This window comes from Pseudomonas kribbensis, from assembly GCF_003352185.1.
Lineage (GTDB): Bacteria > Pseudomonadota > Gammaproteobacteria > Pseudomonadales > Pseudomonadaceae > Aquipseudomonas > Aquipseudomonas kribbensis.
In genome coordinates this window covers 2,973,907-2,998,396 of record NZ_CP029608.1, presented here as the reverse complement: position 1 = coordinate 2,998,396, position 24,490 = coordinate 2,973,907, and the positions used below count along the sequence as shown (strand labels likewise).

Sequence of the window (24,490 nt, the reverse complement as noted above, 5' to 3'; positions counted from 1 at the left end):
GCATGTCCGGGCTCGAACTGTTTGCCGCCGCCCTCGGTGTGATCGCCGTCTGGCTGACGGTCAAACAGAACCCCTGGTGCTGGCCGATCGGGCTGGTCATGGTGCTGCTCTACAGCTGGATCTTCTTCGAGGTGAAGCTGTATTCGGACATGTTGCTGCAGGTGGTTTACGCCGCGCTGCAAGTCTACGGCTGGTGGCAATGGACCCGGGCCGGGACGATGCATGACGGGCGCGAGGTCAGCCGGCTCGACTCCCGTTCGATTCTGCAAGGGTTGGCCATCGGCGCCGTCGGCAGCCTGCTGCTGGGTGCCGCCATGGCGCACTGGACCGATGCCGCGCAGCCCTGGCTCGACGCGGCGCTGACCGCGTTCAGCCTGGTCGCACAATTCTGGATGGCGCATAAACGCCTGCAATGCTGGGCGCTGTGGTTCGTGCTGGATGTGATCTTCGTCGGCCTGTTCCTTTACAAGGGCCTTTACCTCACCGCTGCGTTGTACGCCCTGTTCACCCTGATCGCGGTGCAGGGCTGGCGGGAATGGCGCGCCGATCCGGCGTTGCGCGCATGAAAGTCGTTGTTCTGACCGGGCCGGAATCCACCGGCAAGAGCTGGCTGGCGGCCGGGCTGCAGCAACAGTTCGGCGGCTTGCGGGTGGACGAGTACGTGCGCTGGTTCATCGAGCAGAATCCTCGGGACACCCGCCTCGCAGACATTCCCGAGATTGCTCGCGGCCAATTGCAGTGGGAAGACGAGGCGCGAGCGCAGCAGCCGTCGTTGCTGATTCTCGACACTCATTTGTTGAGCAATATTCTCTGGAGCCAGACGTTGTTCGGGGATTGTCCCGACTGGCTGGAACCGGAACTGCTGGCGCGTCATTACGACCTGCACCTGCTGCTCTCCCCGGAGCAGATCGACTGGACCGACGATGGCCAGCGTTGTCAGCCAGCGCTCCGCGAACGCCTGGCCTTCTACGACGCCACCAAAACCTGGCTGGAAGAGCATCGACAACCCTTGCAAATCATCCAGGGCGACTGGGCCGAGCGACAGCTCCGGGCTTTCGATGCCGTGCGCGTTCTTTTGGCAGGTTGACCCGTGCATTTCCCCCGATTCGGGGGAAATGTGTCCATTCCTGAAACACTCACCTCGGCCCATAGTGCCTGTCTTTGCGCACTTGCCGGGTTTGCCCCGTGACTTGTTACGTCAATGAAACACCTGGCCGCAAACCCTCATTCCAGAGCATTACATCGCATTCACGCGGGCTTCGTTGTGTCCGGCTGTTTCAGCGCTGAGACACTTTCTGTATCAAGATCGCTCGCCCAACACCCAAGCCATTGAATTAAAAAAACAATTAAAAACCGGCACAGCATTCGCTATCTCCTTCACAACGCTGACAAGAGCCAGCCCACTGAAGAAGGAATTGCAGCCGTGGGGAACTTCAATAAAGGCTTGACCTGCCTCCTGCTGATCGGTTCTGCCGCTACCAGTTCTCTGATCAGCGTTGCCGCCCATGCCGATGGCAATGGCGTGATCGTTCTGAACCGCAATGTTCAACCCGTACCACTGGGTCGTAACGGCGGCAAGGATCCCTACCCTACCACCGTCAACGCCAATCCGTCCGCGGCTGTCGTCGCCGCCACCAGCCATGCCGAACTCAGCGATAACGAATTCGCCGGCATCGCCAGCGGCTCGTCGATCGGCAACATGGTCACCAATGGTATGGGTGCTACGAACCTCAACAACCTCAACGGGATGAGCAACGGCCTGCCGGGTGCAGCTGGCGGCAGCGGTAACGGCGCCGGTTCAGGCGCAGCGATCTCCGGCACGATCAACCGCGCCTTGAGTACAGGGCTTGCGCCGCTCGGTGCCATCGGGGGGACCATGAAATGAAGTTTTCTCTGATCTTCATTGCTCTACTGGCCAGCGCCAGCGCCATGGCTGACTCGAATGTGCCCGTGGTCAACAGCGCCAGCATCGACAGCACCGGCGCCCAGTACAGCGGAAACGTGGGTGTCAACCAGGCAGCCGGCGACCAGTCCCAGCAAGCCAACCTCCGCTCGATAGCCGTTGGTCACAGCGCATCGGCGACGACCACCGTCACCCAGCGCATCAACACCCCGGCAGATCCGCGGATGAATGCGACCGCCACCATCAGCGGCAACTCTTTCAGCAACGGCAACGGTGTACTGGGCGTGAACCAGTCGGCCGGTGCCGGCAACCAGATGGCCAACGTGGTGCATATCAGCACCAGCACCGGGCCGCAAAGTATCGACGATAGCGTCCTTTCCCAACAGAACGTGACGCCGTCCATGAGCTCAGGAGCAACTGACACTCCAAAAGGCAGCCGCCAGGTCGTCACTGGCGACCAGGCCTTCACCGGCAGCCGGGGAGTGATTCAGGTGAACCAGAGTGCCGGGGTGGGAAACCAGATTGCAAACACCCTGAGCATCCGGGTCGCTAACTGACCCAATTGCAGTGCAAGAAAGTTCCAACACTTACCAACACACGAGCAAGGGGAAATAAAATGAAATCTACAATGGCCCTCAAACCACTGGTTTTCGCTCTGGCAGCAGTGATGGCAATGGCAGCACAAGCAGGCGGTCGCGGCGATGACCATGACCATGGACATCAACCAAAAGGCCCGACTCTGGAAGAACTGCTGCAGATCGGTGCAGGCGCAAGCGCCGTATCGGTGGACACTCAAAGCAGCACCACCAACGTAGTGAATAACCAGGGCACTCAAAACAGCTCGTCGATCACCAACTCGATGAACAGTTCGAGCGGCAACATGAATGGCAACTCGGCCGCCGGCGACGGCAACGAACAGGCCAACCTGGCTGCCATTGCGTCCTCCGACGAAAGCTTCATCTTCGGCACCTCGACTGCCGCAGCAAGCGCAACGCAGTACAACAACAACAACTATGTAAACAACATGTCGGTGACCAACACCTCGGCCATCGCCAACTCCGGCAACGGCAGCTCGGGTAACATCACCGGCAACTCGGCCGCCGGCAACTTCAACCAACAGAAAAACGACCTGGCCATTGCTTCCTCCGGTGGTCGCGTAGCTCAGGCCGCCTCGGCAGCCAGCCAGACTTCGAGCAATCTTGTGGTTGAAAACCAGGGCACGGCTACCTATGGCAAAGAAACCCTCAACGGGACCTTCAATGCTGGCGGTGTCTTCGTGGCAGCCGGTGTGGCCAAAACCGAGGGCGACGACCACGGCGGTCACGGTGGTTATGGCGATCGGGGTGGCAAAGGCGACAAAGACAGCACCTCCAAATTCGTGGCTGTAGGCGCCGTGGAACTGGCAGGTACTACCACCCAGCAAGTCATGTATCAAAACGGCTGGAAAAACCCTGTAACCAACACTTCCTACCTCAGCAACGTTGGCAACGGCTCTTCGGGCAACATGGGCTTCAACAGCGCCGCCGGTGTAGGCAACCAGCAAGTCAACGCAATCTCCATCTCGTCGGCCGGCCATTAATCGCGACCGCTCACAAAAGCCCCGGCAACGGGGCTTTTCCACACCACGGACAAGGCGTACCGATCATGCGTATGACCGCCCTCACCTTCCTGCTGTGCCTGTGTGGTGCCACTCAGGCTGCGCAGATGCCCGTCGCCGCCCTTCCCGGCGGTATGCTTGTCTACAAACAGGTACAGAGTATTCGTGAGCGTAAGTTCGCCGACCTTGTTGAACAGAAAACCGATTTCAGTTGCGGCGCGGCTGCTCTGGCAACCGTGTTGCGCCAGGCTTATTGGCTCGATGTCGATGAAGACCACATCATCAAAGGCATGCTGGTCAACGCTGACCAGGACCTTGTACGCACGCAAGGTTTCTCCATGCTCGACATGAAACGCTACATCGAAAGCATCGGCATGCGCGCCAGGGGCTACAAGATTCCACCTGAAAAACTCGATGCTGTCACGATCCCGGTCGTGGTCCTGATGGACGTTCGCGGCTACAAACATTTTGTCGTGATGCAGCGTGCTGACAAGGACTGGGTCTACGTCGGCGACCCTGTACTTGGCCACAAGCGTTACTCCCGCGCTGACTTCAGCGCCGGCTGGAACGGCATCGTATTTGCCATCGTCGGCCCCGGTTACGACAGGGCCAACGCCCTGCGCGACCCACCGACTCCGCTGACAGCGAAAAACAAGCTTGATCAGTTCTACCCGGTCAGAGATGCCGAATTGATGGAGTTCGGTTTCATTCAGAGCGACTTCTTTTAGCGTCCAATAACGATAAAAGGGGCAGGATGCTCCGGGAGCAGATGATGAAAACCTCATACTGGCTGGCCGCCGCTTGTCTGGCGGCAAGCGCATCAAGCTTCGCCAATGAAGGCTTCAAACCTATCGAAATCAGCGATCAGCAGCTCAGCGAACTGCGCGGTCGCTTCGTCATGCCCGGGCGGATCATCAGCTTCGGCATCGTGATGAACAGCACCTGGCGCAATGCCAGCGGCGACCTGATTGGAGCCTCGAGCTCCATGCAGATCCAGTCTTCCACCGTTACCCCCCAATTCTACGTATCCACCATCCAGCAAACCGGCAATGGCGCAGTGGCGTCCCAGGGGACAGGCAACGTCATCGGTGGCGCCGGGCTGAACACTACGCAAGGTGTGACACAGAGCGTTCGCGTTGCAGGCGACAGCAACCAGGCAAACAACGACGTCGGTATAAACGTGACACAAGCCAGCTCCGCACCGGCGTTTACCCCGTCTCAAGGTCAAGTATTGACGAGTGGCCAGTCCATCAGCGCCAGCAACGGCGCCGGCAGTGTCGCCGTTTCCGCGATCAGTGGCGGCGTACAGATGGCCATTCAGGCCAGCAATAATCAGGGCTCGGCCCTGCAGCAGGTGGCTCAGCGAGGTTTGTTGCAAAACACCACTTTGCTGGGCAACAGCAATGCCGTGACCAACCAGACCCTGCTCAATGTCGTTCTTAACAGCAACATCAATCCTGGCGCGGGCGCCGCACAGAATCTTAATCAACTCAAAGGACTACGCAGTTCCGGATATTGATCTACGCTGAGTTTCGATCATTAGCCTTAAAGGGACGGCTTTTCCATGTATCGATCGGCATCACTGCGCGCAGTCGTATGTTTGAGTACACTTTTTCCGGCCGTAGGGTTGCAGGCGGCGACGGATCCTGATGTTGAAACACTTAAACAGGAGTTGTTGGAGCTTAAACAACGATACGAGACTCAACAAAAGGCGTTGGCGGTGCTGGAGCAGCGGGTTCGCCAGGTTGAAGATCAACCTGCCGCGCCACAGCCTAAACGCCTGGTCAAATCACCTGCCGACCTGCGCAAGGGTGGCCAGCAGGTCGCAACCGGCACAGGCGCAGCGGCTGCGTCGGGGGGCGCTGCCGGGGGTAGCGGCGCATCCTATGGCCAATCGCTGGCTGATGATTCACAACCGGCGCAGAGCGTGACCAACCTCTATGACGAGGCCAGCGGGTTCTTTGGCGGGGGCAAGTTCAGCTTCGAAACCGGGCTCACCTACTCGCACTACGATACCCGGCAGCTTGTGCTCAACGGGTTCCTCGCACTTGACTCCATTTTCCTGGGCAACATCAACCTGGACCGGATCAAGGCCGACACCTATACCCTCGACCTCACCGGTCGCTACAACTACAACAACCGCTGGCAGTTCGACCTGAACGTCCCTGTGGTCTACCGGGACTCGACCTACCAGTCCGGTGGCGGCAACAACGGCGGCTCACAAATCACCACCGAAGGTTCCGTCACCCAGGATCCGACCATTGGCGATATCAATGCCGGGGTGGCCTACAAGTTCCTCGACGAATCCGACAGTTTGCCGGATGCCGTGTTTACCCTTCGCGTGAAGGCGCCAACCGGCAAGGACCCGTTCGGTATCAAGCTGATTCAGTCGGCGGACAACAACAACCTGTTTGTGCCTGAAAGCCTGCCGACCGGTAACGGCGTCTGGGCAATCACGCCAGGCATTTCCCTGGTCAAGACCTTCGACCCGGCGGTACTGTTCGGTTCGCTTTCCTATACGCACAACCTCGAGGAGTCCTTCAGCGACATCAGCTCCACAGTCAATCAGAAAACCCCGGGCAAGGTCCGGATCGGCGACAGCTTCCAGGTCGGCATGGGTGTAGCTTTCGCCCTGAACGAGAAAATGAGTATGTCGTTCTCGATGTCGGACCTGATCCAGCGCCGCAGCAGCCTCAAGCCTGATGGCCAGGACTGGCAATCGGTCGTTTCCAGCGACGCGAACGCCGGCTACTTCAACATCGGCATGACCATTGCGGCCAGCCCCAACCTGACGATCGTTCCGCAGCTTTCCCTTGGCATGACGCCGGACGCACCAGACTTTACGTTCAGCCTGAAATTCCCGTACTACTTCTAACCCGCAACATCATAAAAAGGCCCGCTGCGATGCACTCGCAGCGGGCCTTTTCAGCTCCTTCCCCGAAGAAGCACCGCGCCCTAGCGGATCTGGTGTTTGTGCAGCAAGCGGTAGAACGTCGGCCGTGAAACCCCCAGCACTTTGGCGGCCACGCTGAGGTTGTCGCTGTGCCGGTTGAGCACATCGCACAACGCCTGGCGTTCGGCCCGGGTCTTGTAGTCTTCGAGGGTGCCCATCGGAGTGGCCAGCGACTGCTGACTGATCAGCCCCAGGTCGCGAGCCTCGATCTGCCGCCCTTCAGCCAGCACCAGCCCCCGGCGTACACGGTTGGCCAGTTCACGAACATTGCCCGGCCAGTCGTGCTTGCCCATGGCGATCAGCGCGTCTTCACTGAAACTGCGCGGCCGGCGGCCGGTTTCGTGGCTGTAGAAATGGGAAAAGTGGTTGGCCAGCATCGACAGATCGCCATGCCGCTCACGCAAGGGCGCGGTCACGACTTGCAGCACATTGAGCCGGTAATACAAATCCTCACGAAAACGCTTCTTCTCGATCGCCGCTTCAAGATCGACGTGGGTGGCTGCCAGCACCCGGACATCTACCGGGATCGGCTGGCTGCCGCCGACTCGCTCAATGTGTTTTTCCTGGAGAAAGCGCAGCAGATTGGCTTGCAGCTCCAGCGGCAGATCGCCGATTTCATCGAGAAACAATGTGCCGCCATTGGCCGCCTCGATGCGTCCGACCTTGCGTTGATGGGCGCCGGTGAATGCGCCTTTTTCATGGCCAAACAGTTCGGACTGGATCAAGTGTTCGGGAATCGCCCCGCAGTTGATGGCCACGAACGGTTTGCTGTGGCGCTGTGATTGTCGATGCAGGGTGCGGGCGACCAGTTCTTTACCGGTACCACTCTCCCCGCGAATCAGTACCGGCGACTCGGTGGGAGCCAGTTTGCTCAGAAGTTTGCGCAGTTCGCGGATCGGTTTGCTGTCGCCGAGCAGCTCGTGCTCCGGCTGGTCCACATGGACATTGCCCTGGCCGCGCAGGCGCGCCATGCCGAACGCCCGCCCGAGGGTGACCTGGACCCGCGACACGTCGAACGGCAAGGTATGAAAGTCGAAAAACCATTCACAAACGAAGTCCCCGACGTTCTGCAGACGCAGCACTTCCTGATTCAGCACGGCGATCCACTCAGTGCCGCTGCGGCTGATCAACTCTTTAACGGCTTCGGGACGTTCCAGGTGAAAGGGCTGCAAACGCAGCAGGCCGACATCGCAACTGCGGTCGGCGGCGTTTTCCAGGCTACAGCTGTCGACATCCCAGCCGACCGCGCGCAAGCCGGGCAACAATCGGTGACAGTCGTCACAAGGGTCGACGACCAATAAACGTCTTAACGCAGGCGCTTCGCTCATGACTGTTCCTTGGCGCCAAATTATAGGAAATGATTGTAAAAACAGTCATTTGGCAGACCTGGCTGTAACATTAGCAAGAATTTGACGGCGCCTTGTATCGATTGCTTATAGGCGTACAAGTGAAGCAGTTATAAGAACCTGTTTTATTAGTTAGCTATCGACTCGAATCTTTCACCCAGCTTTCAAAAAACGCCGTAACAGAGATTGTATGAAAGAAAGTCGAAATTTCTTCAAATCCTGTGTGACCTGCCAGCGGGTTGCGTGCATCAGTACAAGTAACTCGCCGCACGGTAAGCCCAACCGACGGCACATCACTTGATTGGGCACTACAGAGAGAAGATCCCATGACCGCCCCGCTCCGTATCAACGAAGCTCTTTTGATTGCCAACCACGCGTTCAAACCTTTTCAGTGCGTGGCCTGGGCCCCACAAGACGGTAATGGCGAACTGAGCCTGACCGTTATCGACCGCACCAACTCGCAGATCGGTCGCACGCGCATCCCAAGCAGCGCCTATTCCGATCCGGCCCAGCTCGAATGCCTGTTGCAACAGGCTCGCGCTGAACTGAGCGATGAAGGTTATGCACTGCAGTCCTGGTCGATGCCACACTGATCGGAGGGCAATGCGGATGACTTTCAAGTCATCCGCCCTCTTCTTTCAAGTTGCTGAATCCTTTTTAACTTCAGCCACTTTGTACAACTTTCCTCCACACTTTCGCGCCTGAATGCTTGGCAGGCTTGCGACTGGGTCAAAAAGTCACTGTTCTGGCACACAGCGACGCTCCACCTGTTAGTTCTGTCAGTTGTACTTGTGCGACTACAGGGATTGAATGTTTCGCCATGCAGTTACCGACCCGGTTCCCGGCTATTGGTCAACTTGCAAGGAGGAGCAGGTATGTCAATCCAGTCCGCTATTGCGCTTCCGGCGCTCGCGAATAACGCCGGACAACTCGACAAGAGATTTGCCAATAACGGCGTGGCTCAGGTTTATTTTTCCGGCAGCACATCCAGCCTGACCCAGCATGTCGCACTTGACCCACAAGGTCGCATCCTGATCGCCGCCAAGGTCGGCACGCCTCAAGGCAGCCGATTCGGCCTGGCCCGTCTGCTGGATGACGGTTCTGCGGACCTTGGCTTTGGCTTTCAGGGCAGCGTGATCGGCCAGTTCGCCTCTGGTTTCGAAGCCACGGGCAGCAAGGTCCAGGTCTTGCCTGACGGGCGAATCCTGCTGGCAGGCCTGCATTACGAGTCCGAACATCGCACCTTGCCCGCCCTCGCCCTGTTCGATGCAGAGGGTCGGCCGGCCCCGGAATTCGGCGACAACGGCCGGAAAATAGTGCGTTTGCCCGGCGATCTGTCCATGGGCACTCGCGACACGTGGCTGCCACCCGGTGTCCCGGGAGCAGAAGCCTGTGATTTTGTAGTCCAGAATGATGGACATATTCTGTTGATTGCCAACCACCACTGCTCATTGGCCGACCATGTCGGCATGCTGATCCGCGTCAAACCCGACGGTAATCTTGACGCAACCTTCAATGGCCGAGGGTTTGTCATGGTCCGGCACTTGCTGCTCAATACCTGGCTGGGAAGCTTGTTGCTGCAAGAGGACGGACGAATCGTGGTGGCCGGCGCCATCGACTTCCCCCAGGAAGGCCTGCTCGCACGCTACCTGCCGGACGGGCAGCTCGACGAACGCTTTGCACTGGACGGTTTCCTCGCCTTCAAGGCTCAAGGACACAGCGCGCTGGTCAACCAGGTCATCGAATCCGCGAATCACCTGCATTGCTTTGGCAGCAGCCGCGACCCGATCCGCTGCATGGCGCTGTCTGTCCATGGCAACGGTCGCGCCGACCTGCACAGCAACAACGGTCAACCCACCCTGCTGGACATCGGCCCCAGCGGTTGCCAGTGGAGCGCCGCACAACGCATGCCGGACGGTCGACTTATCGCGGCAGGCGCGACGATTGGCGGGGTCGAGGCCGATTTCATCGTTGCGCGCTATCTGGCCGACGGTCGCCTCGACCACAACTTCGGTGCCGGCCACGGTTGGTTGCGTACGCGACTGGGCCGCAGCCTCGATACCGCTACATCGCTGGCCGTGCAACCGGAAGGCGGGATTCTGGTCGGCGGTTATTCGCTGGATGGCAACTACCGCGCCGTGGTTGCGCGCTATCTGAACCCATAAACAGAAACTTCCTACACTTGATCTTGCTCAACGCTTACGGCACCTTGCGCGCTTCTTAAAGCAAGGAGCAACCGATGTCCGGTTCGATGGCCCAGGCGTTCGCGCACAATTTTCTCGGGCATTCGCCCCGCTGGTACAAGGCGTGCATCGTCGGGTTCCTGATTCTCAACGCCGTGGTGCTGTGGTCGGCAGGTCCTGTCGCTGCCGGCTGGCTGCTGGTGATCGAGTTCATTTTCACCCTGGCCATGGCGCTCAAATGCTATCCGCTGATGCCCGGCGGCTTGCTGCTGATCGAAGCACTGCTGTTGAAGATGACTACGCCCCAGGCGCTGTACGAAGAGTTACAGCACAACTTTCCAGTGATCCTGCTGTTGATGTTCATGGTCGCCGGCATCTACTTCATGAAGGATCTGCTGCTGTTCCTGTTCTCGCGGCTGCTGCTCGGCGTGCGCTCGAAGATGCTGTTGGCGCTGATGTTCTGCTTTTTATCGGCGTTTCTTTCAGCCTTTCTCGACGCGCTGACCGTCACCGCCGTGATCATCAGCGCGGCCGTCGGCTTCTATTCGGTCTATCACCGTGTCGCCTCCGGCAACGATCCGCGCCAGGACAGTGAGTTCCACGACGATCAGCACTTGCCGAAGCTGCATCACGAGGATCTGGAACAATTCCGCGCCTTCCTGCGCAGCCTGCTGATGCATGGCGCTGTCGGGACTGCGCTGGGCGGCGTCTGCACACTGGTTGGCGAGCCGCAGAACCTGCTGATCGGCCACGAGATGGGCTGGCACTTCGCCGAATTCTTCCTCAAGGTCGCGCCGGTGTCCCTGCCGGTGCTGGTGGCCGGTCTGTTGACCTGCATGCTGCTGGAGAAACTGCGCTGGTTCGGCTACGGCACCTTGCTGCCGGACAATGTCCGCGCAGTGCTGGCCGATTACGCCCGTGAAGACGATGCCGAACGCACGCCTCGCCAGCGCGCCGCGCTGTTGGTGCAAGGCGCGGCCGCATTGATCCTGATTGCCGGCCTGGCGTTCCATGTCGCCGAAGTGGGCCTGATCGGTCTGATGGTCATTGTCCTGATCACCGCGTTTACCGGCATTACCGACGAGCATCGCCTGGGCAGCGCGTTCAAGGACGCCATGCCGTTCACTGCGCTGCTGGTGGTGTTTTTTGCCGTGGTGGCGGTGATCCATGATCAGCAACTGTTCGCGCCGTTGATCCAGTGGGTACTGGCACTGCCTGCCGACCAGCAACCGGGGATGCTGTTCATCGCTAACGGCCTGTTGTCGGCGATCAGTGACAACGTGTTCGTGGCGACGATCTACATCACCGAAGTGAAACAGGCATTCCTGTCCGGCCACATGAGCCGCGAACATTTCGAGACCCTGGCCATCGCGATCAACACCGGCACCAACCTGCCGAGCGTGGCGACGCCCAATGGTCAGGCCGCGTTCCTGTTTCTGCTGACGTCGGCGATTGCACCGCTGGTGCGGTTGTCCTACGGGCGGATGGTATGGATGGCGTTGCCCTACACCGTGGTGATGGGGCTGCTCGGCTGGTATGCCGTGAGTTACTGGCTGTAGAAACAACAACGGGAGCCCTGGGGCTCCCGTTTTTTATGCGTCGATCAACGCGGCAAGATGTATTTCTCGATGGCCTGCGCCACACCGTCCTCGGTGTTCGTCCCGGTCACCACGTCTGCCTGACGCTTCACGGCGTCTTCTGCCTGGCCCATGGCGATCGACAGGCCGGCAACATGGAACATCGCCGGGTCGTTGCCACCATCGCCAATCGCTGCGGTCTGCGCCAGCGGCACGCCGAGATGCTTGGCCAGAGTCGTCAATGCGGCGCCCTTGTTGGCCTCCAGCGCCGTCACGTCCAGATACACCGGCTGCGAACGCGAGACCTGCGCCATGCCCTCGACCTTCGGCAGCAAACGCGCCTCCAGCTCGATCAACAGGTCGGTGTTGTGGCTGGTCGCGACGATCTTGTCGATGCGTTCCAGATAAGGCTCGAAGCTCTCGACCGCCACCGGCGGATAGCCGAGACCATGCTGCTCGCGCGGGACCATCGGCCCGTGCGGATCCTTGAGCAGCCAGTCACCACCGCTGAACACCCAGATCTCGACATCCGGCTGATCGGCGAACAACGCCAGCGCCGTGAGTGCCGCAGTGGCTGGCAGGTAGTGAGCGACCAGAATGCTGCCGTCCGGATTGACGATCGTGCCGCCGTTGAATGCCGCCGTCGGCAGATCGACGCCCAGGGCTTCGATCTGCTGCAGCATGGCCTTTGGCGGTCGCCCGGTAGCGAGGCTGAACAACACGCCCGCTTCGCGCAACGCACGAACCGCATCTATGGTGCGCTGACTGAGGCTGTGATCGGGCAGCAACAGCGTGCCGTCCATGTCGCTCAGCAGAAAACGGATAGGCTCACTCATCCGAGACCATGCCAGACGCGACCATCGCGAGTCAGCAGATCATCGGCGGCCTGAGGCCCGTCTTCGCCGGCGGCGTAACTTTGCACGCTCGCGTCCTGTTGCCAGGCATCGAGGAACGGCTGCACCGCACGCCAGCCGTTTTCGATGTTGTCGGCGCGCTGGAACAGCGTCTGGTCACCGGTCAGGCAGTCGTAGATCAGGGTTTCGTAGCCGGTGGACGGCTGCATTTCGAAGAAATCCTTGTAGGCAAACCCAAGCTCGATGTTGGCCATGTTCAGCGCCGGCCCCGGTCGCTTGGCCAGCAGGTCGAACCACATGCCCTCGTTGGGCTGGATCTGGATACGCAGGTAGGTCGGCTGCAGTTCGTCGACCTCGGTGTCGCGGAACTGCGCATACGGCGCCGGTTTGAAGCAGATGACGATCTCGGTGTCGCGCACGCTCATGCGTTTGCCGGTACGCAGGTAGAACGGCACGCCGACCCAGCGCCAGTTGTCGATCATCACCTTGAGCGCCACGTAGGTTTCGGTGGTGCTGTCGGGCGATACGTTGGCTTCTTCGCGATAACCGGCCAGTGGCTTGCCGTCGATTTCGCCGGCACTGTACTGGCCGCGCACCGAGTTGGCCCGCGCTTCTTCGGTGGTCCATGGACGGATCGCGCCGACCACCTTGGCCTTCTCGCCCCGCACCGCATCGGCGCCGAACGCGGCCGGCGGCTCCATCGCCACCATGGCCAGCAGCTGGAACAGGTGATTGGGCACCATGTCCCGCAGGGCGCCGGTGTGTTCGTAGAAACTGCCACGGGTTTCGACGCCGACGGTTTCGGCGGCGGTGATCTGCACGTGGTCGATGTAGTGGTTGTTCCAGAACGCTTCGAACAGGCTGTTGGAAAACCGGCTGACCAGAATGTTCTGCACGGTTTCCTTGCCCAGGTAGTGATCGATCCGGTAGATCTGCTTTTCCGACATGACCTTGAGCAGGCAGGCGTTCAACGCCTCGGCGGTTTGCAGGTCGGAGCCGAACGGTTTTTCGATCACCACCCTTCTGAAGGCTTCCGGGGTTTCTTCCAGCAGTTTCGCGGCGCCGAGACGACGCACCACTTCGCTGAAGAAACGCGGCGCGGTGGCCAGGTAGAACACCGCATTACCGGTGCCGCTGTCGGCGATTTTCGCCGCCAGCGCGGAATAAGTGCTGTCGTCCAGGAAGTCGCCCTGGACGTAGCTGATACCTTTGGCGAGTTTGGCCCACAAGGCCGGATCAAGCATCTGATCGCCCTTGCCGACCTTCGCCGCCACTTCGGTACGGATGAAGTCTTCGAGCTTCTGGGCGAAGGCTTCATCCGTGATGGCGTTGTGGTCAACGCCAACGATCCGCAGATTTTCGTCAAGCAAGCCGTCGCGACTGAGGTTGTACAGCGCCGGCATCAGCAAGCGCTTGACCAGGTCGCCGTGGGCACCGAACAAAAACAGCGTGGTCGGTGGTGCGGGTTCTGCCTTGGATTTTCTGCGGATCGTATGGGTCATTTCTTCGCAGTCTCTACGTGGCCGCCGAAGCCGAAGCGCTGGGCCGAGAGGATCTTGTCACCGAACGTGCCCTGTCCGCGGGAGCGGTAGCGCGAGAACAGCGAGTTGGACAGCACCGGTACCGGCACCTTTTGTTCCATTGCCGCTTCGATGGTCCATTGACCTTCACCGCTATCGGCTACGGAACCGGAGAATCCGTCGAGTTTCGGGTCGACCGCCAGGGCATCGGCGGTCAGGTCGAGCAGCCACGACGACACCACGCTACCACGACGCCAGACTTCGGCGATGTCGGCCACATTCAGGTCGAAACGCTGATCTTCCGGCAGAAGCTCGCTGGACTTGGTCTTGAGGATGTCGAAGCCTTCGGCGAAGGCCGCCATCATGCCGTACTCGATACCGTTGTGAATCATCTTCACGAAGTGACCGGCACCGGCAGGACCGGCATGGATGTAGCCGTGCTCGGCACGGTGATCATCGGATTTGCGGTCCTTGGTGCGCGGGATGTCGCCCATGCCCGGGGCCAGTGCGGCGAACAGCGGGTCCAGGCGCTTAACGGTCTCGGCATCGCCGCCGATCATCATGCAGTAGCCGCGCTCAAGGCCCCAGACGCCGCCGGAGGTGCCGACGTCGATGTAGTGCAGGCCCTTCTCGGCCAGGGTCTTGGCCCGGCGGATGTCGTCCTTATAGTTGGTGTTGCCGCCATCGATGATGGTATCGCCCGCCTCAAGGAGCGTGCTCAGGGTTTCGATGGTGTCTTCGGTCGGCGCGCCGGCCGGCAGCATGACCCACACGGCACGCGGCTTGGCCAGGCCCGCAACCAGCGCAGGCAGATCGGCAACGCCGGTAGAGCCCTCGGCGGCCAGGGTGTCGACAAAGGCGGTATTGCGGTCGTAAACAACGGTGGTGTGACCGTTGAGCATCAGACGCCGTGCAATATTGCCGCCCATGCGGCCCAGTCCAATAATCCCGAGTTGCATGTGCTGATGCTCCTTACTACAAATAAAAGTGTGTCAAAGGTTATAGCCCAACGCTCTCATGGAGGTTAGTCCAGAGCGTCGGTGTGAAGTTTCCGGGCATTGTGCCCGATCCAGACTGATAACGTCGGGAAACGTGGCGAAGACACAACGACCATGAAAAATAAAAAAGTTCCATTCACGAGCAAAAGAAACCAGAATCGGCGCCGATAGCAGATCAGCGCCCGCTATCGGGAGCGATCTGCAGTTGAGACACGCCATTTGCGAGGTGAGCAATGGGCACAGTACACACAGCAATGCCGCCACAAACCCTGTACGTCACGATCCGCCGCGATGAACTGCGTCAATTGAAAGACGAACGCGACCAGCTTAAACAAGAGCTGGCGCAACTGCGTCTGATGACCCAAGGCGTCGAGCCAAAGCCTCTGCCACGCGTCCAGCGCTCACCCCACGCCTGACCGCCCGCCTGATCGGGAACCGCTGCCCAGCCGTTCCCGACATGATCCGCCCTCTGCCATTCACGGCAACTAACGAAGTTTTCACATTGGCTTGTTGATACTCCGGCCCATTCTGCCGTGCGTGTCCGCGCGCGGCTTCCGTTCGTCGGTTTCATGCTCCCGATTTCATGAAACGTCCCGGCGGTGGCAATGGTGACTGAGTTGGAGTGCTGAATGGCATGGTTTAAACGCAGCAAGACTGCTGCGGCAGGTTTTGACTGGGCCGGTTTCATCTGGCTGTTTGTGTTCTTCTGGTACTTCTCCGGTATCACTCAACTACTGATCCAGCTGACCGGCACCTCTGGCTTCACCGGGTTCCGTCAGGCATTCGTGATGAGCGCAGTCTGGCTGGCGCCGATGCTGCTGTTCCCCAAACGCACCCGCCTGCTCGCCGCCGTGATCGGCGTGGTGCTGTGGGCCTGCTCGATGGCCAGCCTGGGCTACTTCTTCATCTATCAGCAGGAATTCTCCCAGAGCGTCATCTTCATCATGTTCGAGTCGAACGTGTCGGAAGCCGGCGAGTACATCACCCAGTACTTCGCCTGGTGGATGATTCCTGCGTTCCTCGCTCACACTGCGTTCGCCTACTTCCTGTGGACCCGCCTGCGTCCGGTCTACATGCCCCGTGGCCGGGCCTTCGTGGCGGCCATGGCGATCCTGTTCGCGGTGGTCGGTTACCCACTGATCAAGCAGACCCAGCGCACCGGCAGCTTCGCCGGCGGTTTCGAGAAATTCGAAACCCGCATCGAACCGGCCGTGCCATGGCAGATGGCCGTGGCCTACCACCGCTACCTGGAAACCCTGGGCGAGATGCAGGGCATGCTCCACAGCGCGAGCAAGATCCCGCCGCTGCACAACCTCAAGGATGCCGGCGCCAACCAGCCTGCGACCCTGGTGCTGGTGATCGGCGAGTCCACCAACCGCCAGCGCATGAGCCTCTATGGGTATCAGCGCAAGACCACGCCGGAACTGGACAAGCTCAAGGACCAGCTGTCGGTCTTCGATAACGTCGTCACCCCGCGTCCGTACACCATCGAAGCGCTGCAGCAGGTGCTGACCTTCGCCGACGAAGAAAACCCGGATCTGTACCTGTCCACGCCATCGCTGGTCAGCATGATGAAACAGGCGGGCTACAAGACGTTCTGGATCACCAACCAGCAGACCATGACCAAGCGCAACACCATGCTCACGACCTTCTCCGAACAGGCCGACGAGCAGGTGTACCTGAACAACAACCGCAACCAGAACGCCGCGCAGTACGACGGTGACGTGATCGAGCCGTTCAACAAGGCCCTGACCGACCCGGCACCGCGCAAGCTGATCGTCGTGCACCTGCTCGGTACGCACATGAGCTACCAGTACCGTTATCCGCCGAGCTTCGACAAGTTCCAGGACCGCACTGGCGTCCCGGCCGGCGTGCGTGACGATCAGGTGCCGACCTACAACAGCTACGACAACGCGGTGCTGTACAACGACTTCGTGGTGTCGAGCCTGATCAAGGACTACGCCAAGTCCGATCCGAACGGTTTCCTGCTTTACCTCTCCGACCACGGTGAAGACGTGTTCGACTCGGCGGGTCACACCACCCTGGGTCGTAACGAAAACAAACCGACCGCGCCGATGTACACCATTCCGTTCATGGCCTGGGCCTCGCCGAAGTGGCTTGAAAACCACGACTGGAGTTTCGCTGCGGATCTGAGCCGGCCTTACAGCAGCGCCCACCTGATCCACACCTGGGCGGATCTGGCCGGTTTGAGTTTCGATGAACTGGACCGCAGCAAAAGCGTGGTCAGCGACAGCTTCAAACAGCGTCCCCTGTTGATCGGCAACCCTTACGAACGCGAACAGCGAGCACTGATCGACTTCAGCCTGATGAAGCCGAAAAAGCCCGAAGAGGCGCCGAAGGAAGTCGTCAAGCAATAACCAGAAAGGGCCGGAAACGGCCCTTTTTTCATGCTCTCGCCACACCCAGAAATGACACTACTCCCTGTTTTCTCCTGAATCGCCCTCTCCGCCCCTTCGGAAACAATCGGTAAAACCTGCACAGGGCGCGCGTTAACCCCTGGTTAATGCCCTCAACGGACACTGCGCCTCGAGGCACTGATTCATGGACGAACGGCTCCGACATTTTTTCGCAGGAGACAACCATGAAAACCACGACTGCACTCCTTGCCGGTCTGATCACACTGGCATCCGCCAGCGCTTTCGCCGAGGGCGGTGCCGAGCGGATGCGCAATCACTGGGAAAACTTCCCGGTCCACACCGCCCAAAGCCAGCAGGCTGACACCAAAACCAACGAACTCCGCGTTCCGGACGACCAGACAGCACAGGTCACCGAGCATTACCGTCCGTGATGTAACAAGGTTTACCGATGGACCTGCGATGGCTCCGCTCTGGCTTCGCAGATGACAGTTGGGCGCCCTTCGGGGCGCCTTTTTTATGCCTGCAATTCCTTGATCCAGAACAGCATGCGCCCGTGATTCGGGTCGAACATGCCCGGCGCAAAGCCGAATTTTGTGTAGGAGCCCTGAGCAACGGCATTACCTTCGAGCACTTCCAGGGTGATCTTGCAGCAGCCGCGCTGACGGGCGATTTCCTCGACCTTGTGCAGCATTTTCTGGCTCAGCCCCAAGCCGCGAAATTTCGACACCACCGACACATCGTGCACGTTGACCAGCGGTTTGCAGGCAAAGGTCGAAAAACCCTCGAAGCAGTTGACCAGCCCTGCCGGTTCGCCACCGACAAAGGCAAGAACGCTGAACGCGTGAGGCCGCTTGGCCAGCTCTACGGGCAGTTGCTGCAACAGTTCGGGGGCAATGGGATGACCGCCACCCATCGGGTCTTCGGCGTAATGATTGAGCACCACACCGATGGCCTCGGCATGCAGCGGGTTGGTATAGCTGGCTTGAAGTACAAGAATCTCTGCGGAATCCATTTCCATCCTCGATCGCACGGGCCCCGGTGCATTTCATACGCACTGAAAGGCTCACCGACCTTAGCGCGAGGCAACCTCCGACCACAACCCGACCGTCTCAGTGGCCCCAGATCAATTCTTCCGTCCAGCCCAGCTCGGCGAAATCCTCGGCCCGCAACCCGGATTCGCCGGCGCAGAAAAACTCGTCCAGTTGCGGCGGTTTCACCGGTGTGCCGCTGAGCATGGCGTGGACCTGGCCACGATGGTGGGTCTGATGTTCGAACAGGTGCGAGATCATCCGCAGACGGCTGTCGTGCTGCGGCGTGTCCCGGGCAATGGTGACGATGCGACCCAGATCGGCATCGCGCAGTTGCTCGCAATAGGCGATCAAGCGGCGGTCGACATGGGCCTGTTCGCGGCGCAAGGCCTGTGCCTCGGTGAAGGGTTCGTCTGCATTGAAGAACACGTAGCAGTCAGGATGCGGTTCGTCACCGCGCAACTCGCGTTCCAGCGCATCGACGTAGAACCAGTCGCACGTGAGGATGTGATTGAGGGTCAGGCGAATGCTCGGGAAGAAGCTGACCCGTGGTGCTGCCAGCTCCCTGTCTTCGAGCTGGCTCCAGGCCTTGGCCAGTCGATGGTTGGCCCAGGCGTTCTGATAGGCCATGGTCAGCAAATGGTGGGACAGTGGCTGAGGCATGTCGCGCCCTCCGTGCATCAAGTGTCGGCAAAGCGTTGCAGCTGCATCTCCTGCAAACGGCTGAGGGTCCGGCGGAACGGGAACTCCAGATAACCCTCGGTGTACAGCGCGTCCATCGGCACATCGGCCTCGATGTACAGCGGCACCTTGCGGTCGTAACACTCGTCGACCAGCGCAATAAAGCGGCGCACGCCGTCGTCATGCACCGACAACTGCGGCAACTCGCGGTCGCCGGCCACCACCCGCTCCGCGCCGTCCTCGGTGCCACGAGCGATCCGCCCTTCACGCTTCTGCGCGCTCAGGTTCGGCACCTCGCTCAACAGAATAGCCCGGTAGGTGTCGCACAGCGCGATGAAGTCCATGGCGGCGAACGGTTGCTCGCACAGGTCGGCGTAACGGCACCACAACACTGAATCGCTGGCCTGCACCACGTTCAAGGCGCGGTAACCGACCGGCACCGGTTCGGCGCTGACGGTTTGCCCGGCGGCCAATGCGTCGAACACCTGGTTTAGCGCGCGACCCTGCCCCGGTGATGCAACCCAATAGCGTTGTTCGATGGCCCCCGGATGCAATCGATGATCTTCGGCGCCGTTCACCGCCACCACCTGCATGTGTTGCTTGATCGCCGTGATGGCCGGCAGGAAGCGGTCACGGTTGAATCCGTCGGCATACAACTGATCCGGCGGCAGGTTGGAGGTGCAGACCACCACCACGCCTTCGTCGAACATCACCTGGAACAACCGCCCGAGGATGATCGCATCGCCGATGTCATTGACGAACAACTCGTCGAAACACAGCACCCGTACTTCGGCCGCCAGCTCACGCGCCAAGGCCCGCAGCGGATCGGCGATACCCGTCAGTTGAAACGAGCGCTGATGGACCCAGCCCATGAAGTGATGAAAGTGCTGCCGCCGCGCCGGCACCCGCAGGCTTTGATGGAACTGGTCCATCAGCCAGGTCTTGCCGCGCCCGACCGGGCCCCACAGGTATACACCGGTGACCGAGCGGGCACCGGCGTGCAGGGCCTCATGGCATTTTTGCAACGCCCAGACCGCGTGCTCCTGGGCTTCATCCTGGATGAAGCCCTTGTGCTCGACGGCATGTTGCCAGGCGCTTAAGGGAGAGTCGAAAGTCATGCGCGGCAGTATGCCACGACGGCTACACGGAAATATCCAGCCGTGCGATTTTGCCCTGCTCGTTGAGGCGAAAGGTGTAGCGCAGCTCCAGCGGGCTGCCAGGAAACGTCCCGGAAATCAGCCCTTGCACCAGCACTTTGCCGGTGCGCTGCTGGACGCCCAGCACCTCGACCCGTGGCTGATAGCGCTGGGCGGTATCTTGCATCCAGTCGGCGATGGCCTGCGGGCCGACCTGATGCCGGCCTTCATCAAACACATGGGCATCCTCGGCAAAAAAACTGCCGACCCGGGACGTATCGCGAGCATTGGCGGCATTGATGTACTCAACGATGGCCGGGGCGAGTATCGAGGTGGGATGGAACATGAGTGCAGCTCCTTGTTTTCGGTTCTGACGCCATCCTAGAACAGCCCTGCGTCAGTTTTTGTCAGGAGTGAAACGCCCGTTGTCGTCCAGTTGCATCTGTCGCTGCCAGGTGCGCAGCAGGTCGCTGCGGCGTCCCGGATAACGCTCGCCCTGCAGGCTGGCAGCGGCAATGCGGTCGGTGCGAAACGTGCGATACGCACTGCGCAACTCGCACCACGCGACGATGATCCGCACCTCGTTGAGAAACCCCAGCGCCAAAGGCCAGATCAAGCGCTGGCTCGGCACCTGCTGTGCGTCGGCGTAATCGATGTGCAGCTTGGCCTGATCGCGGATCGCCTGACGAAACACATTCAACGGCACCACGTTCTGCGGGAACCCGTAACCGGGCGGCCCGGGCATCACCGTCGGATTGCGCATCGCCTCCTGAGCCTGCGGGTCCAGCACCGCCGCGATTTTCGCCAACGCATCCGCTGCGGCTTTGCTCAGGACCTCGTCGCCACGCTGATCGACGTAACGCAAGCCCAGAACGATGGCTTCGGTCTCATCGGCGTTGAGCATCAGCGGCGGTAGAAACAGACCGCTGCGCAGCACATAACCAATGCCCGCCTCGCCGTGGATCGGCGCGCCGAGGGCCGTCAGTTCGGCGATGTCGCGATAGAGGGTGCGTTCGGAGATTTCCAGCTCGGACGCCAGCGTCGCCGCCGTCACCGGGCGTTTCTTGCCGCGCAACACTTGCAGCAAAGTCAGTAAACGAGTGGTTCGCGACACGATGCGGGGCTCAGGACGGAAATTTGCCGGAGCTTAGCAGAGCCTGGTGTCAGAAATTGTCAGGAGCTTTCACCAGGCTCAGAGCTGATTACGCGTCGACTTTGTGCCTCGCCGCGTACAGACACAGCATCTCCATCGCCAGCGTTGCCGCCGCCAGCGACGTCACGTCTGCATGGTCATAGGCCGGGGCCACTTCTACCACGTCCATGCCCACCAGATTGATCCCGCGCAGGCCTCCGAGGATTTCCAGCGCCTGCACCGTGCTCAACCCGCCGCAGACCGGCGTCCCGGTGCCCGGTGCGAAGGCCGGATCCAGACAGTCGATGTCGAACGTCAGGTAAACCGGATTGTCCCCGACCCGCGCACGAATGGCCTCGACAATCGCCTCGCAGCCACGGCGATGCACCTGCCGTGCGTCCAGCACCTGAAAGCCCTGATGATCGTCGTTGGTGGTGCGCAAACCGATCTGCACCGAACGCGCCGGATCCACCAGCCCTTCCCGCGCCGCGTGCCAGAACATGGTGCCGTGGTCGACCCGTTTGCCGCCCTCGTCCGGCCAGGTGTCGCTGTGGGCGTCGAAGTGGATCAGCGACAGCGTGCCGTGCTTGCGCGCATGGGCCTTGAGCAGCGGATAGCTGATGAAATGATCGCCGCCGAAGGTGAGCATCGCACTGCCGGAGCTGAGGATGTGCTCGGCGTGGGCCTCGATGCTTTCCGGGATGGTGTGCGGCGAGCCGTAATCGAAGTCGCAATCGCCGTAATCGATCACCGCCAGATGATCGAACGGGTCGAACGCCCAGGGCCAGTGCCGTTCCCAGGCAATCCCGGTGGACGCCGCTCGAATCCCGCGAGGCCCGAAACGGGCGCCCGGACGGTTGCTGGTAGCGGTGTCGAACGGCACGCCGCTGACCGCCACGTCCACGCCGCGCAGGTCACGGCTGTAGCGCCGGCGCATGAAACTGGTGATCCCGGCGTAGGTGCTTTCGGCAGCGGTGCCGTAAAGGCTGTGACGGGTCAGGGCCTGATCGTTCTGCATTGGCACGTCCATCGATGTGCTCCTTTGGTATTTATCCAGGGTTATTGATGGCTACGGAAAGTGGTCCACAGACGCGTGCGCTGACGCATGTCCTTGAGGCTCATGCTGCGGTCGGCGTATAGCCGTTCGCGCACCTCGGGTTTCGGGTAGATGTCCGGGTCGTTGCGCACCGCTTCGTCCACCAGCGGCGTGGCGGCCTGGTTGGCGGTGGCGAAGAACAACGTATTGGTCAGCGCCGCCACGGATTCGGGGCGCAACATGAACTCGATGAAGGCCCGCGCCGCTTCCGGGTGCGGCGCGTCCTTGGGGATGGCCAGGTTGTCCTGCCACACCAGCGTGCCCTCTTTCGGGATCCGGTAGGCCACCTCGAACGGCTTGTTGGCCTTGCGCGCCTGATCGGCGGCCATGCTTGCGTCACCGTTGTAGGTCAGCGCCAGGCACACGCTGCCGTTGGCCAGGTCACTGATCTGCCGGCCCGTGGCGACGTAGAGCACCGACGGCTGCAACTTCTGCAACAAGGCTTCGGCGGCGGCCAGATCGTTCTTGTCGGTGCTGTACGGGTCCTTGCCGAGGTAGTGCAGCGCCAGACCGATCACTTCCTGCGGCGAATCGAGAATGGCGATCCCGCAGTCCTTGAGCTTGCTGGCGAATTCAGGCTTGAACAGCAGATCGAGGCTGTTGAGCGGTACATCCGGCAGCCGCTGTTTGACCGCTTCAACGTTCATGCCCAGGCCGAGGGTGCCCCAGGTGTAGGGCACGCCGTAGCGATTGCCGGGATCAACAGCCGCCAGTTTTTCCAACAAATCCGGATCAAGATTGGCGTAACCCTTGAGCCGTTCGTGGGGGATTTCCTTGAGTGCTCCCGCCGCCAGCCCACGGGCCAGCACACTGGACGACGGCACCACCACGTCGTAGCCGCTGCCGCCTGTCAACAGTTTGGTTTCCAGCACCTCGGAGGTATCGAAGGTGTCGTAGCGCACATGAATACCGGTTTCCTTTTCGAAGCGCTGCAAGGTGTCGGGCGCCACGTAATCGGCCCAGCTGTAGAGGTTGAGCGTCTTGTCCTCGGCCTGGGCGGCGATGGAGACGGAAAGCAACAGCGCGGGCAAACACAGCTTGAACAAGGGAGCCATGACGAACACCTGACCAGAGGAAGTGGTGGCAGGATGCGCCGTCGGATACATTGGAAAAATATCAAGTTTGTTAACCTGACTTTATGCCGGAGTAATGTGATGCTCAGTCAGCTCCACGATGTCGATTTACAGCTCCTGCGGCTGTTTCTCGGCGTGGTCGAATCCAATGGTTTCAGCGCCGCCCAAGGCGAACTGGGGCTGAGCCAGTCGAGCATCAGTCAGCAAATGGCCAAGCTGGAAACCCGCCTCGGCTATCGGGTGTGCAACCGTGGCAAGGGTGGTTTCAGCCTGACACCCAAGGGCGAGCAACTGCTGATTGCGGCGCGCAGCCTGTTCGATTCCATTGAAACCTTCCGCCATCAATCCAACGGTGTCGCCGGGCGCCTGATCGGCGAAGTGCGGCTGGGCCTGTCGGAAGCGGTCGATCAATCGGTGCTGCAACGGGTGGCCGAGGCGATCCGGCGGTTTCGCGATCGGGACGAATCGGTGCGCATCGAGCTGATCAGCGCCATGCCCGGCGAAATGGAGCGCCTGCTGCTGCAACAACGGCTGGATCTGGCCATCGGTTACTTCTCCCAGGTGCAGAGCGCGTTCGACTACCGCGAACTGTTCAGCGAAACCCAGCATCTGTATTGCGCGCCCGGCCATCCGCTGTTTACCAACGATGCCCCCGATGAAGCGGCGTTGCAGGCGTGTGACCGGGTCGATCATCCGTACCGTTTTCTGCGCAGTGACGAACCGTTTCAGGGCAAGGTCTGCTCGGCGCGCTCTGAGCAGGTCGAAGGCACCCTCGCCTTCATCCTGTCCGGTAGACATGTTGGTTACCTGCCCAGCCATTACGCCCGCCAATGGCAGGACAAAGGGCTGCTGCGTCCGGTGCTGGAAGGCGAGTTGAGCTTCGAAGTGGCGTTCCATCTGGCTCGCCATCGGGCACAGGTACCGGGGGATGCGCAGAAGGCCTTTGAAGAAGATCTGCTGTCAGCCTTTGGTCGAACCTGACCTTTTGGGCAGTTTTAATGCGTTGCCCTCGCTCCCCGCTTGCGGCATCCTGCG

General features: G+C 60.4%; 26 protein-coding genes. 15 read left to right on the top strand and 11 right to left on the bottom strand.

Annotated features, from left to right (window positions below; all coding sequences use genetic code 11):
* The first annotated feature begins 2 nt into the window (after positions 1 to 2).
* The 8 genes from pnuC (at position 3) to DLD99_RS13645 (ending at position 6,375) form a co-directional block, all read left to right on the top strand.
* Complete coding sequence (pnuC, locus tag DLD99_RS13680; RefSeq protein ID WP_114882798.1) at positions 3 to 566, top strand: nicotinamide riboside transporter PnuC; 564 nt, start codon at positions 3 to 5, stop codon at positions 564 to 566.
* Entirely contained in the window at positions 563 to 1,087 is a 525-nt protein-coding gene (locus tag DLD99_RS13675) for an AAA family ATPase (RefSeq protein ID WP_114882796.1), read from the top strand. The genes pnuC and DLD99_RS13675 overlap by 4 nt, the downstream gene beginning before the upstream one ends.
* Before the next feature lie 336 nt (positions 1,088 to 1,423).
* On the top strand, positions 1,424 to 1,885 hold the full coding sequence (locus tag DLD99_RS13670; protein ID WP_114882794.1) for a hypothetical protein: 462 nt from the start codon (positions 1,424 to 1,426) through the stop codon (positions 1,883 to 1,885).
* The gene (locus DLD99_RS13665) at positions 1,882 to 2,460 is read left to right on the top strand and encodes an adhesin (protein ID WP_114882792.1); all 579 of its coding nucleotides are present in this window, start codon (positions 1,882 to 1,884) and stop codon (positions 2,458 to 2,460) included. The genes DLD99_RS13670 and DLD99_RS13665 overlap by 4 nt, the downstream gene beginning before the upstream one ends.
* A 59-nt stretch (positions 2,461 to 2,519) precedes the next feature.
* On the top strand, positions 2,520 to 3,482 hold the full coding sequence (locus DLD99_RS13660; RefSeq protein WP_114882790.1) for a heme utilization protein: 963 nt from the start codon (positions 2,520 to 2,522) through the stop codon (positions 3,480 to 3,482).
* A gap of 65 nt (positions 3,483 to 3,547) precedes the next feature.
* Positions 3,548 to 4,228 (top strand): C39 family peptidase, encoded by a 681-nt coding sequence (locus DLD99_RS13655; RefSeq protein ID WP_114882788.1) that lies wholly within the window; start codon positions 3,548 to 3,550, stop codon positions 4,226 to 4,228.
* A gap of 44 nt (positions 4,229 to 4,272) precedes the next feature.
* Positions 4,273 to 5,019, top strand: coding sequence for a hypothetical protein (locus tag DLD99_RS13650; RefSeq protein WP_167443796.1), 747 nt, complete (start codon positions 4,273 to 4,275; stop codon positions 5,017 to 5,019).
* A 45-nt stretch (positions 5,020 to 5,064) separates the two neighbouring features.
* Positions 5,065 to 6,375 (top strand): coiled-coil domain-containing protein, encoded by a 1,311-nt coding sequence (locus DLD99_RS13645; RefSeq protein ID WP_114882784.1) that lies wholly within the window; start codon positions 5,065 to 5,067, stop codon positions 6,373 to 6,375.
* 80 nt (positions 6,376 to 6,455) lie between these two features.
* Here DLD99_RS13645 and DLD99_RS13640 read toward each other — a convergent pair whose 3' ends face one another.
* Entirely contained in the window at positions 6,456 to 7,781 is a 1,326-nt protein-coding gene (locus tag DLD99_RS13640; RefSeq protein WP_114882782.1) for a sigma-54 dependent transcriptional regulator, read from the bottom strand.
* Between the two features lie 344 nt (positions 7,782 to 8,125).
* Between DLD99_RS13640 and DLD99_RS13635 the strand changes: the two genes are divergently transcribed.
* From DLD99_RS13635 to nhaB, 3 genes are all read left to right on the top strand, one after another.
* Positions 8,126 to 8,392 (top strand): hypothetical protein, encoded by a 267-nt coding sequence (locus DLD99_RS13635; protein ID WP_085708167.1) that lies wholly within the window; start codon positions 8,126 to 8,128, stop codon positions 8,390 to 8,392.
* A 282-nt stretch (positions 8,393 to 8,674) separates the two neighbouring features.
* The gene (locus DLD99_RS13630) at positions 8,675 to 9,964 is read left to right on the top strand and encodes an NHL repeat-containing protein (protein WP_114882780.1); all 1,290 of its coding nucleotides are present in this window, start codon (positions 8,675 to 8,677) and stop codon (positions 9,962 to 9,964) included.
* Between the two features lie 74 nt (positions 9,965 to 10,038).
* Entirely contained in the window at positions 10,039 to 11,541 is a 1,503-nt protein-coding gene (gene nhaB / locus DLD99_RS13625) for a sodium/proton antiporter NhaB (RefSeq protein WP_114882778.1), read from the top strand.
* 44 nt (positions 11,542 to 11,585) lie between these two features.
* Here nhaB and DLD99_RS13620 read toward each other — a convergent pair whose 3' ends face one another.
* From DLD99_RS13620 to gnd, 3 genes are read right to left on the bottom strand one after another with little or no spacing between them, the layout of a single operon-like run.
* Positions 11,586 to 12,395 carry an HAD family hydrolase gene (locus DLD99_RS13620; protein ID WP_114882776.1) on the bottom strand — a complete coding sequence of 270 codons (810 nt, stop codon included), beginning with the start codon at positions 12,393 to 12,395 and terminating at the stop codon, positions 11,586 to 11,588.
* Entirely contained in the window at positions 12,392 to 13,915 is a 1,524-nt protein-coding gene (gene zwf / locus DLD99_RS13615; protein ID WP_085708171.1) for a glucose-6-phosphate dehydrogenase, read from the bottom strand. The genes DLD99_RS13620 and zwf overlap by 4 nt, the downstream gene beginning before the upstream one ends.
* Positions 13,912 to 14,892: a phosphogluconate dehydrogenase (NAD(+)-dependent, decarboxylating) gene (gnd, locus tag DLD99_RS13610; RefSeq protein ID WP_085708172.1), complete on the bottom strand. Its 981-nt coding sequence runs from the start codon at positions 14,890 to 14,892 to the stop codon at positions 13,912 to 13,914. Before gnd ends, zwf begins: the two co-directional genes overlap by 4 nt.
* Positions 14,893 to 15,164: 272 nt before the next feature.
* On the opposite strand from gnd, the gene DLD99_RS13605 reads away from it, so the two are divergent.
* The 3 genes from DLD99_RS13605 (at position 15,165) to DLD99_RS13595 (ending at position 17,740) form a co-directional block, all read left to right on the top strand.
* Positions 15,165 to 15,347, top strand: a complete 183-nt coding sequence (locus tag DLD99_RS13605) for a DUF6026 family protein (protein ID WP_085708173.1) — start codon at positions 15,165 to 15,167, stop codon at positions 15,345 to 15,347.
* Between the two features lie 213 nt (positions 15,348 to 15,560).
* Positions 15,561 to 17,309, top strand: coding sequence for a phosphoethanolamine transferase CptA (locus DLD99_RS13600; RefSeq protein ID WP_114882774.1), 1,749 nt, complete (start codon positions 15,561 to 15,563; stop codon positions 17,307 to 17,309).
* 224 nt (positions 17,310 to 17,533) lie between these two features.
* On the top strand, positions 17,534 to 17,740 hold the full coding sequence (locus DLD99_RS13595) for a DUF2790 domain-containing protein (protein WP_114882772.1): 207 nt from the start codon (positions 17,534 to 17,536) through the stop codon (positions 17,738 to 17,740).
* Positions 17,741 to 17,823: 83 nt separating this feature from the next.
* Here DLD99_RS13595 and DLD99_RS13590 read toward each other — a convergent pair whose 3' ends face one another.
* From DLD99_RS13590 to DLD99_RS13560, 7 genes are all read right to left on the bottom strand, one after another.
* Positions 17,824 to 18,321, bottom strand: a complete 498-nt coding sequence (locus DLD99_RS13590) for a GNAT family N-acetyltransferase (protein ID WP_114882770.1) — start codon at positions 18,319 to 18,321, stop codon at positions 17,824 to 17,826.
* Between the two features lie 97 nt (positions 18,322 to 18,418).
* Complete coding sequence (locus DLD99_RS13585; protein WP_114882769.1) at positions 18,419 to 19,000, bottom strand: DinB family protein; 582 nt, start codon at positions 18,998 to 19,000, stop codon at positions 18,419 to 18,421.
* A gap of 17 nt (positions 19,001 to 19,017) precedes the next feature.
* Complete coding sequence (gene zapE, locus DLD99_RS13580; RefSeq protein WP_114882767.1) at positions 19,018 to 20,136, bottom strand: cell division protein ZapE; 1,119 nt, start codon at positions 20,134 to 20,136, stop codon at positions 19,018 to 19,020.
* 22 nt (positions 20,137 to 20,158) lie between these two features.
* Positions 20,159 to 20,500: a nuclear transport factor 2 family protein gene (locus tag DLD99_RS13575; protein ID WP_085708179.1), complete on the bottom strand. Its 342-nt coding sequence runs from the start codon at positions 20,498 to 20,500 to the stop codon at positions 20,159 to 20,161.
* A gap of 51 nt (positions 20,501 to 20,551) precedes the next feature.
* Complete coding sequence (locus DLD99_RS13570) at positions 20,552 to 21,268, bottom strand: helix-turn-helix transcriptional regulator (RefSeq protein ID WP_114882765.1); 717 nt, start codon at positions 21,266 to 21,268, stop codon at positions 20,552 to 20,554.
* An 88-nt stretch (positions 21,269 to 21,356) separates the two neighbouring features.
* Complete coding sequence (speB, locus tag DLD99_RS13565; protein ID WP_114882763.1) at positions 21,357 to 22,316, bottom strand: agmatinase; 960 nt, start codon at positions 22,314 to 22,316, stop codon at positions 21,357 to 21,359.
* Between the two features lie 29 nt (positions 22,317 to 22,345).
* Positions 22,346 to 23,437 carry a polyamine ABC transporter substrate-binding protein gene (locus DLD99_RS13560; RefSeq protein ID WP_114886679.1) on the bottom strand — a complete coding sequence of 364 codons (1,092 nt, stop codon included), beginning with the start codon at positions 23,435 to 23,437 and terminating at the stop codon, positions 22,346 to 22,348.
* A gap of 99 nt (positions 23,438 to 23,536) precedes the next feature.
* Between DLD99_RS13560 and DLD99_RS13555 the strand changes: the two genes are divergently transcribed.
* Positions 23,537 to 24,436 (top strand): LysR family transcriptional regulator, encoded by a 900-nt coding sequence (locus DLD99_RS13555; RefSeq protein ID WP_114882761.1) that lies wholly within the window; start codon positions 23,537 to 23,539, stop codon positions 24,434 to 24,436.
* Positions 24,437 to 24,490: the final 54 nt, after the last annotated feature.

Bases quoted from the DNA above. Each gene is read 5' to 3' on its own strand.
- pnuC (WP_114882798.1), top strand. From the start codon at position 3: ATGTCCGGGCTCGAACTGTTTGCCGCCGCCCTCGGTGTGATCGCCGTC.
- DLD99_RS13675 (WP_114882796.1), top strand. From the start codon at position 563: ATGAAAGTCGTTGTTCTGACCGGGCCGGAATCCACCGGCAAGAGCTGG.
- DLD99_RS13665 (WP_114882792.1), top strand. From the start codon at position 1,882: ATGAAGTTTTCTCTGATCTTCATTGCTCTACTGGCCAGCGCCAGCGCC.
- DLD99_RS13660 (WP_114882790.1), top strand. From the start codon at position 2,520: ATGAAATCTACAATGGCCCTCAAACCACTGGTTTTCGCTCTGGCAGCA.
- DLD99_RS13655 (WP_114882788.1), top strand. From the start codon at position 3,548: ATGCGTATGACCGCCCTCACCTTCCTGCTGTGCCTGTGTGGTGCCACT.
- DLD99_RS13650 (WP_167443796.1), top strand. From the start codon at position 4,273: ATGAAAACCTCATACTGGCTGGCCGCCGCTTGTCTGGCGGCAAGCGCA.
- DLD99_RS13645 (WP_114882784.1), top strand. From the start codon at position 5,065: ATGTATCGATCGGCATCACTGCGCGCAGTCGTATGTTTGAGTACACTT.
- DLD99_RS13640 (WP_114882782.1), bottom strand. From the start codon at position 7,781: ATGAGCGAAGCGCCTGCGTTAAGACGTTTATTGGTCGTCGACCCTTGT.
- DLD99_RS13635 (WP_085708167.1), top strand. From the start codon at position 8,126: ATGACCGCCCCGCTCCGTATCAACGAAGCTCTTTTGATTGCCAACCAC.
- DLD99_RS13630 (WP_114882780.1), top strand. From the start codon at position 8,675: ATGTCAATCCAGTCCGCTATTGCGCTTCCGGCGCTCGCGAATAACGCC.
- nhaB (WP_114882778.1), top strand. From the start codon at position 10,039: ATGTCCGGTTCGATGGCCCAGGCGTTCGCGCACAATTTTCTCGGGCAT.
- DLD99_RS13620 (WP_114882776.1), bottom strand. From the start codon at position 12,395: ATGAGTGAGCCTATCCGTTTTCTGCTGAGCGACATGGACGGCACGCTG.
- zwf (WP_085708171.1), bottom strand. From the start codon at position 13,915: ATGACCCATACGATCCGCAGAAAATCCAAGGCAGAACCCGCACCACCG.
- gnd (WP_085708172.1), bottom strand. From the start codon at position 14,892: ATGCAACTCGGGATTATTGGACTGGGCCGCATGGGCGGCAATATTGCA.
- DLD99_RS13605 (WP_085708173.1), top strand. From the start codon at position 15,165: ATGGGCACAGTACACACAGCAATGCCGCCACAAACCCTGTACGTCACG.
- DLD99_RS13600 (WP_114882774.1), top strand. From the start codon at position 15,561: ATGGCATGGTTTAAACGCAGCAAGACTGCTGCGGCAGGTTTTGACTGG.
- DLD99_RS13595 (WP_114882772.1), top strand. From the start codon at position 17,534: ATGAAAACCACGACTGCACTCCTTGCCGGTCTGATCACACTGGCATCC.
- DLD99_RS13590 (WP_114882770.1), bottom strand. From the start codon at position 18,321: ATGGATTCCGCAGAGATTCTTGTACTTCAAGCCAGCTATACCAACCCG.
- DLD99_RS13585 (WP_114882769.1), bottom strand. From the start codon at position 19,000: ATGCCTCAGCCACTGTCCCACCATTTGCTGACCATGGCCTATCAGAAC.
- zapE (WP_114882767.1), bottom strand. From the start codon at position 20,136: ATGACTTTCGACTCTCCCTTAAGCGCCTGGCAACATGCCGTCGAGCAC.
- DLD99_RS13575 (WP_085708179.1), bottom strand. From the start codon at position 20,500: ATGTTCCATCCCACCTCGATACTCGCCCCGGCCATCGTTGAGTACATC.
- speB (WP_114882763.1), bottom strand. From the start codon at position 22,316: ATGGACGTGCCAATGCAGAACGATCAGGCCCTGACCCGTCACAGCCTT.
- DLD99_RS13560 (WP_114886679.1), bottom strand. From the start codon at position 23,437: ATGGCTCCCTTGTTCAAGCTGTGTTTGCCCGCGCTGTTGCTTTCCGTC.
- DLD99_RS13555 (WP_114882761.1), top strand. From the start codon at position 23,537: ATGCTCAGTCAGCTCCACGATGTCGATTTACAGCTCCTGCGGCTGTTT.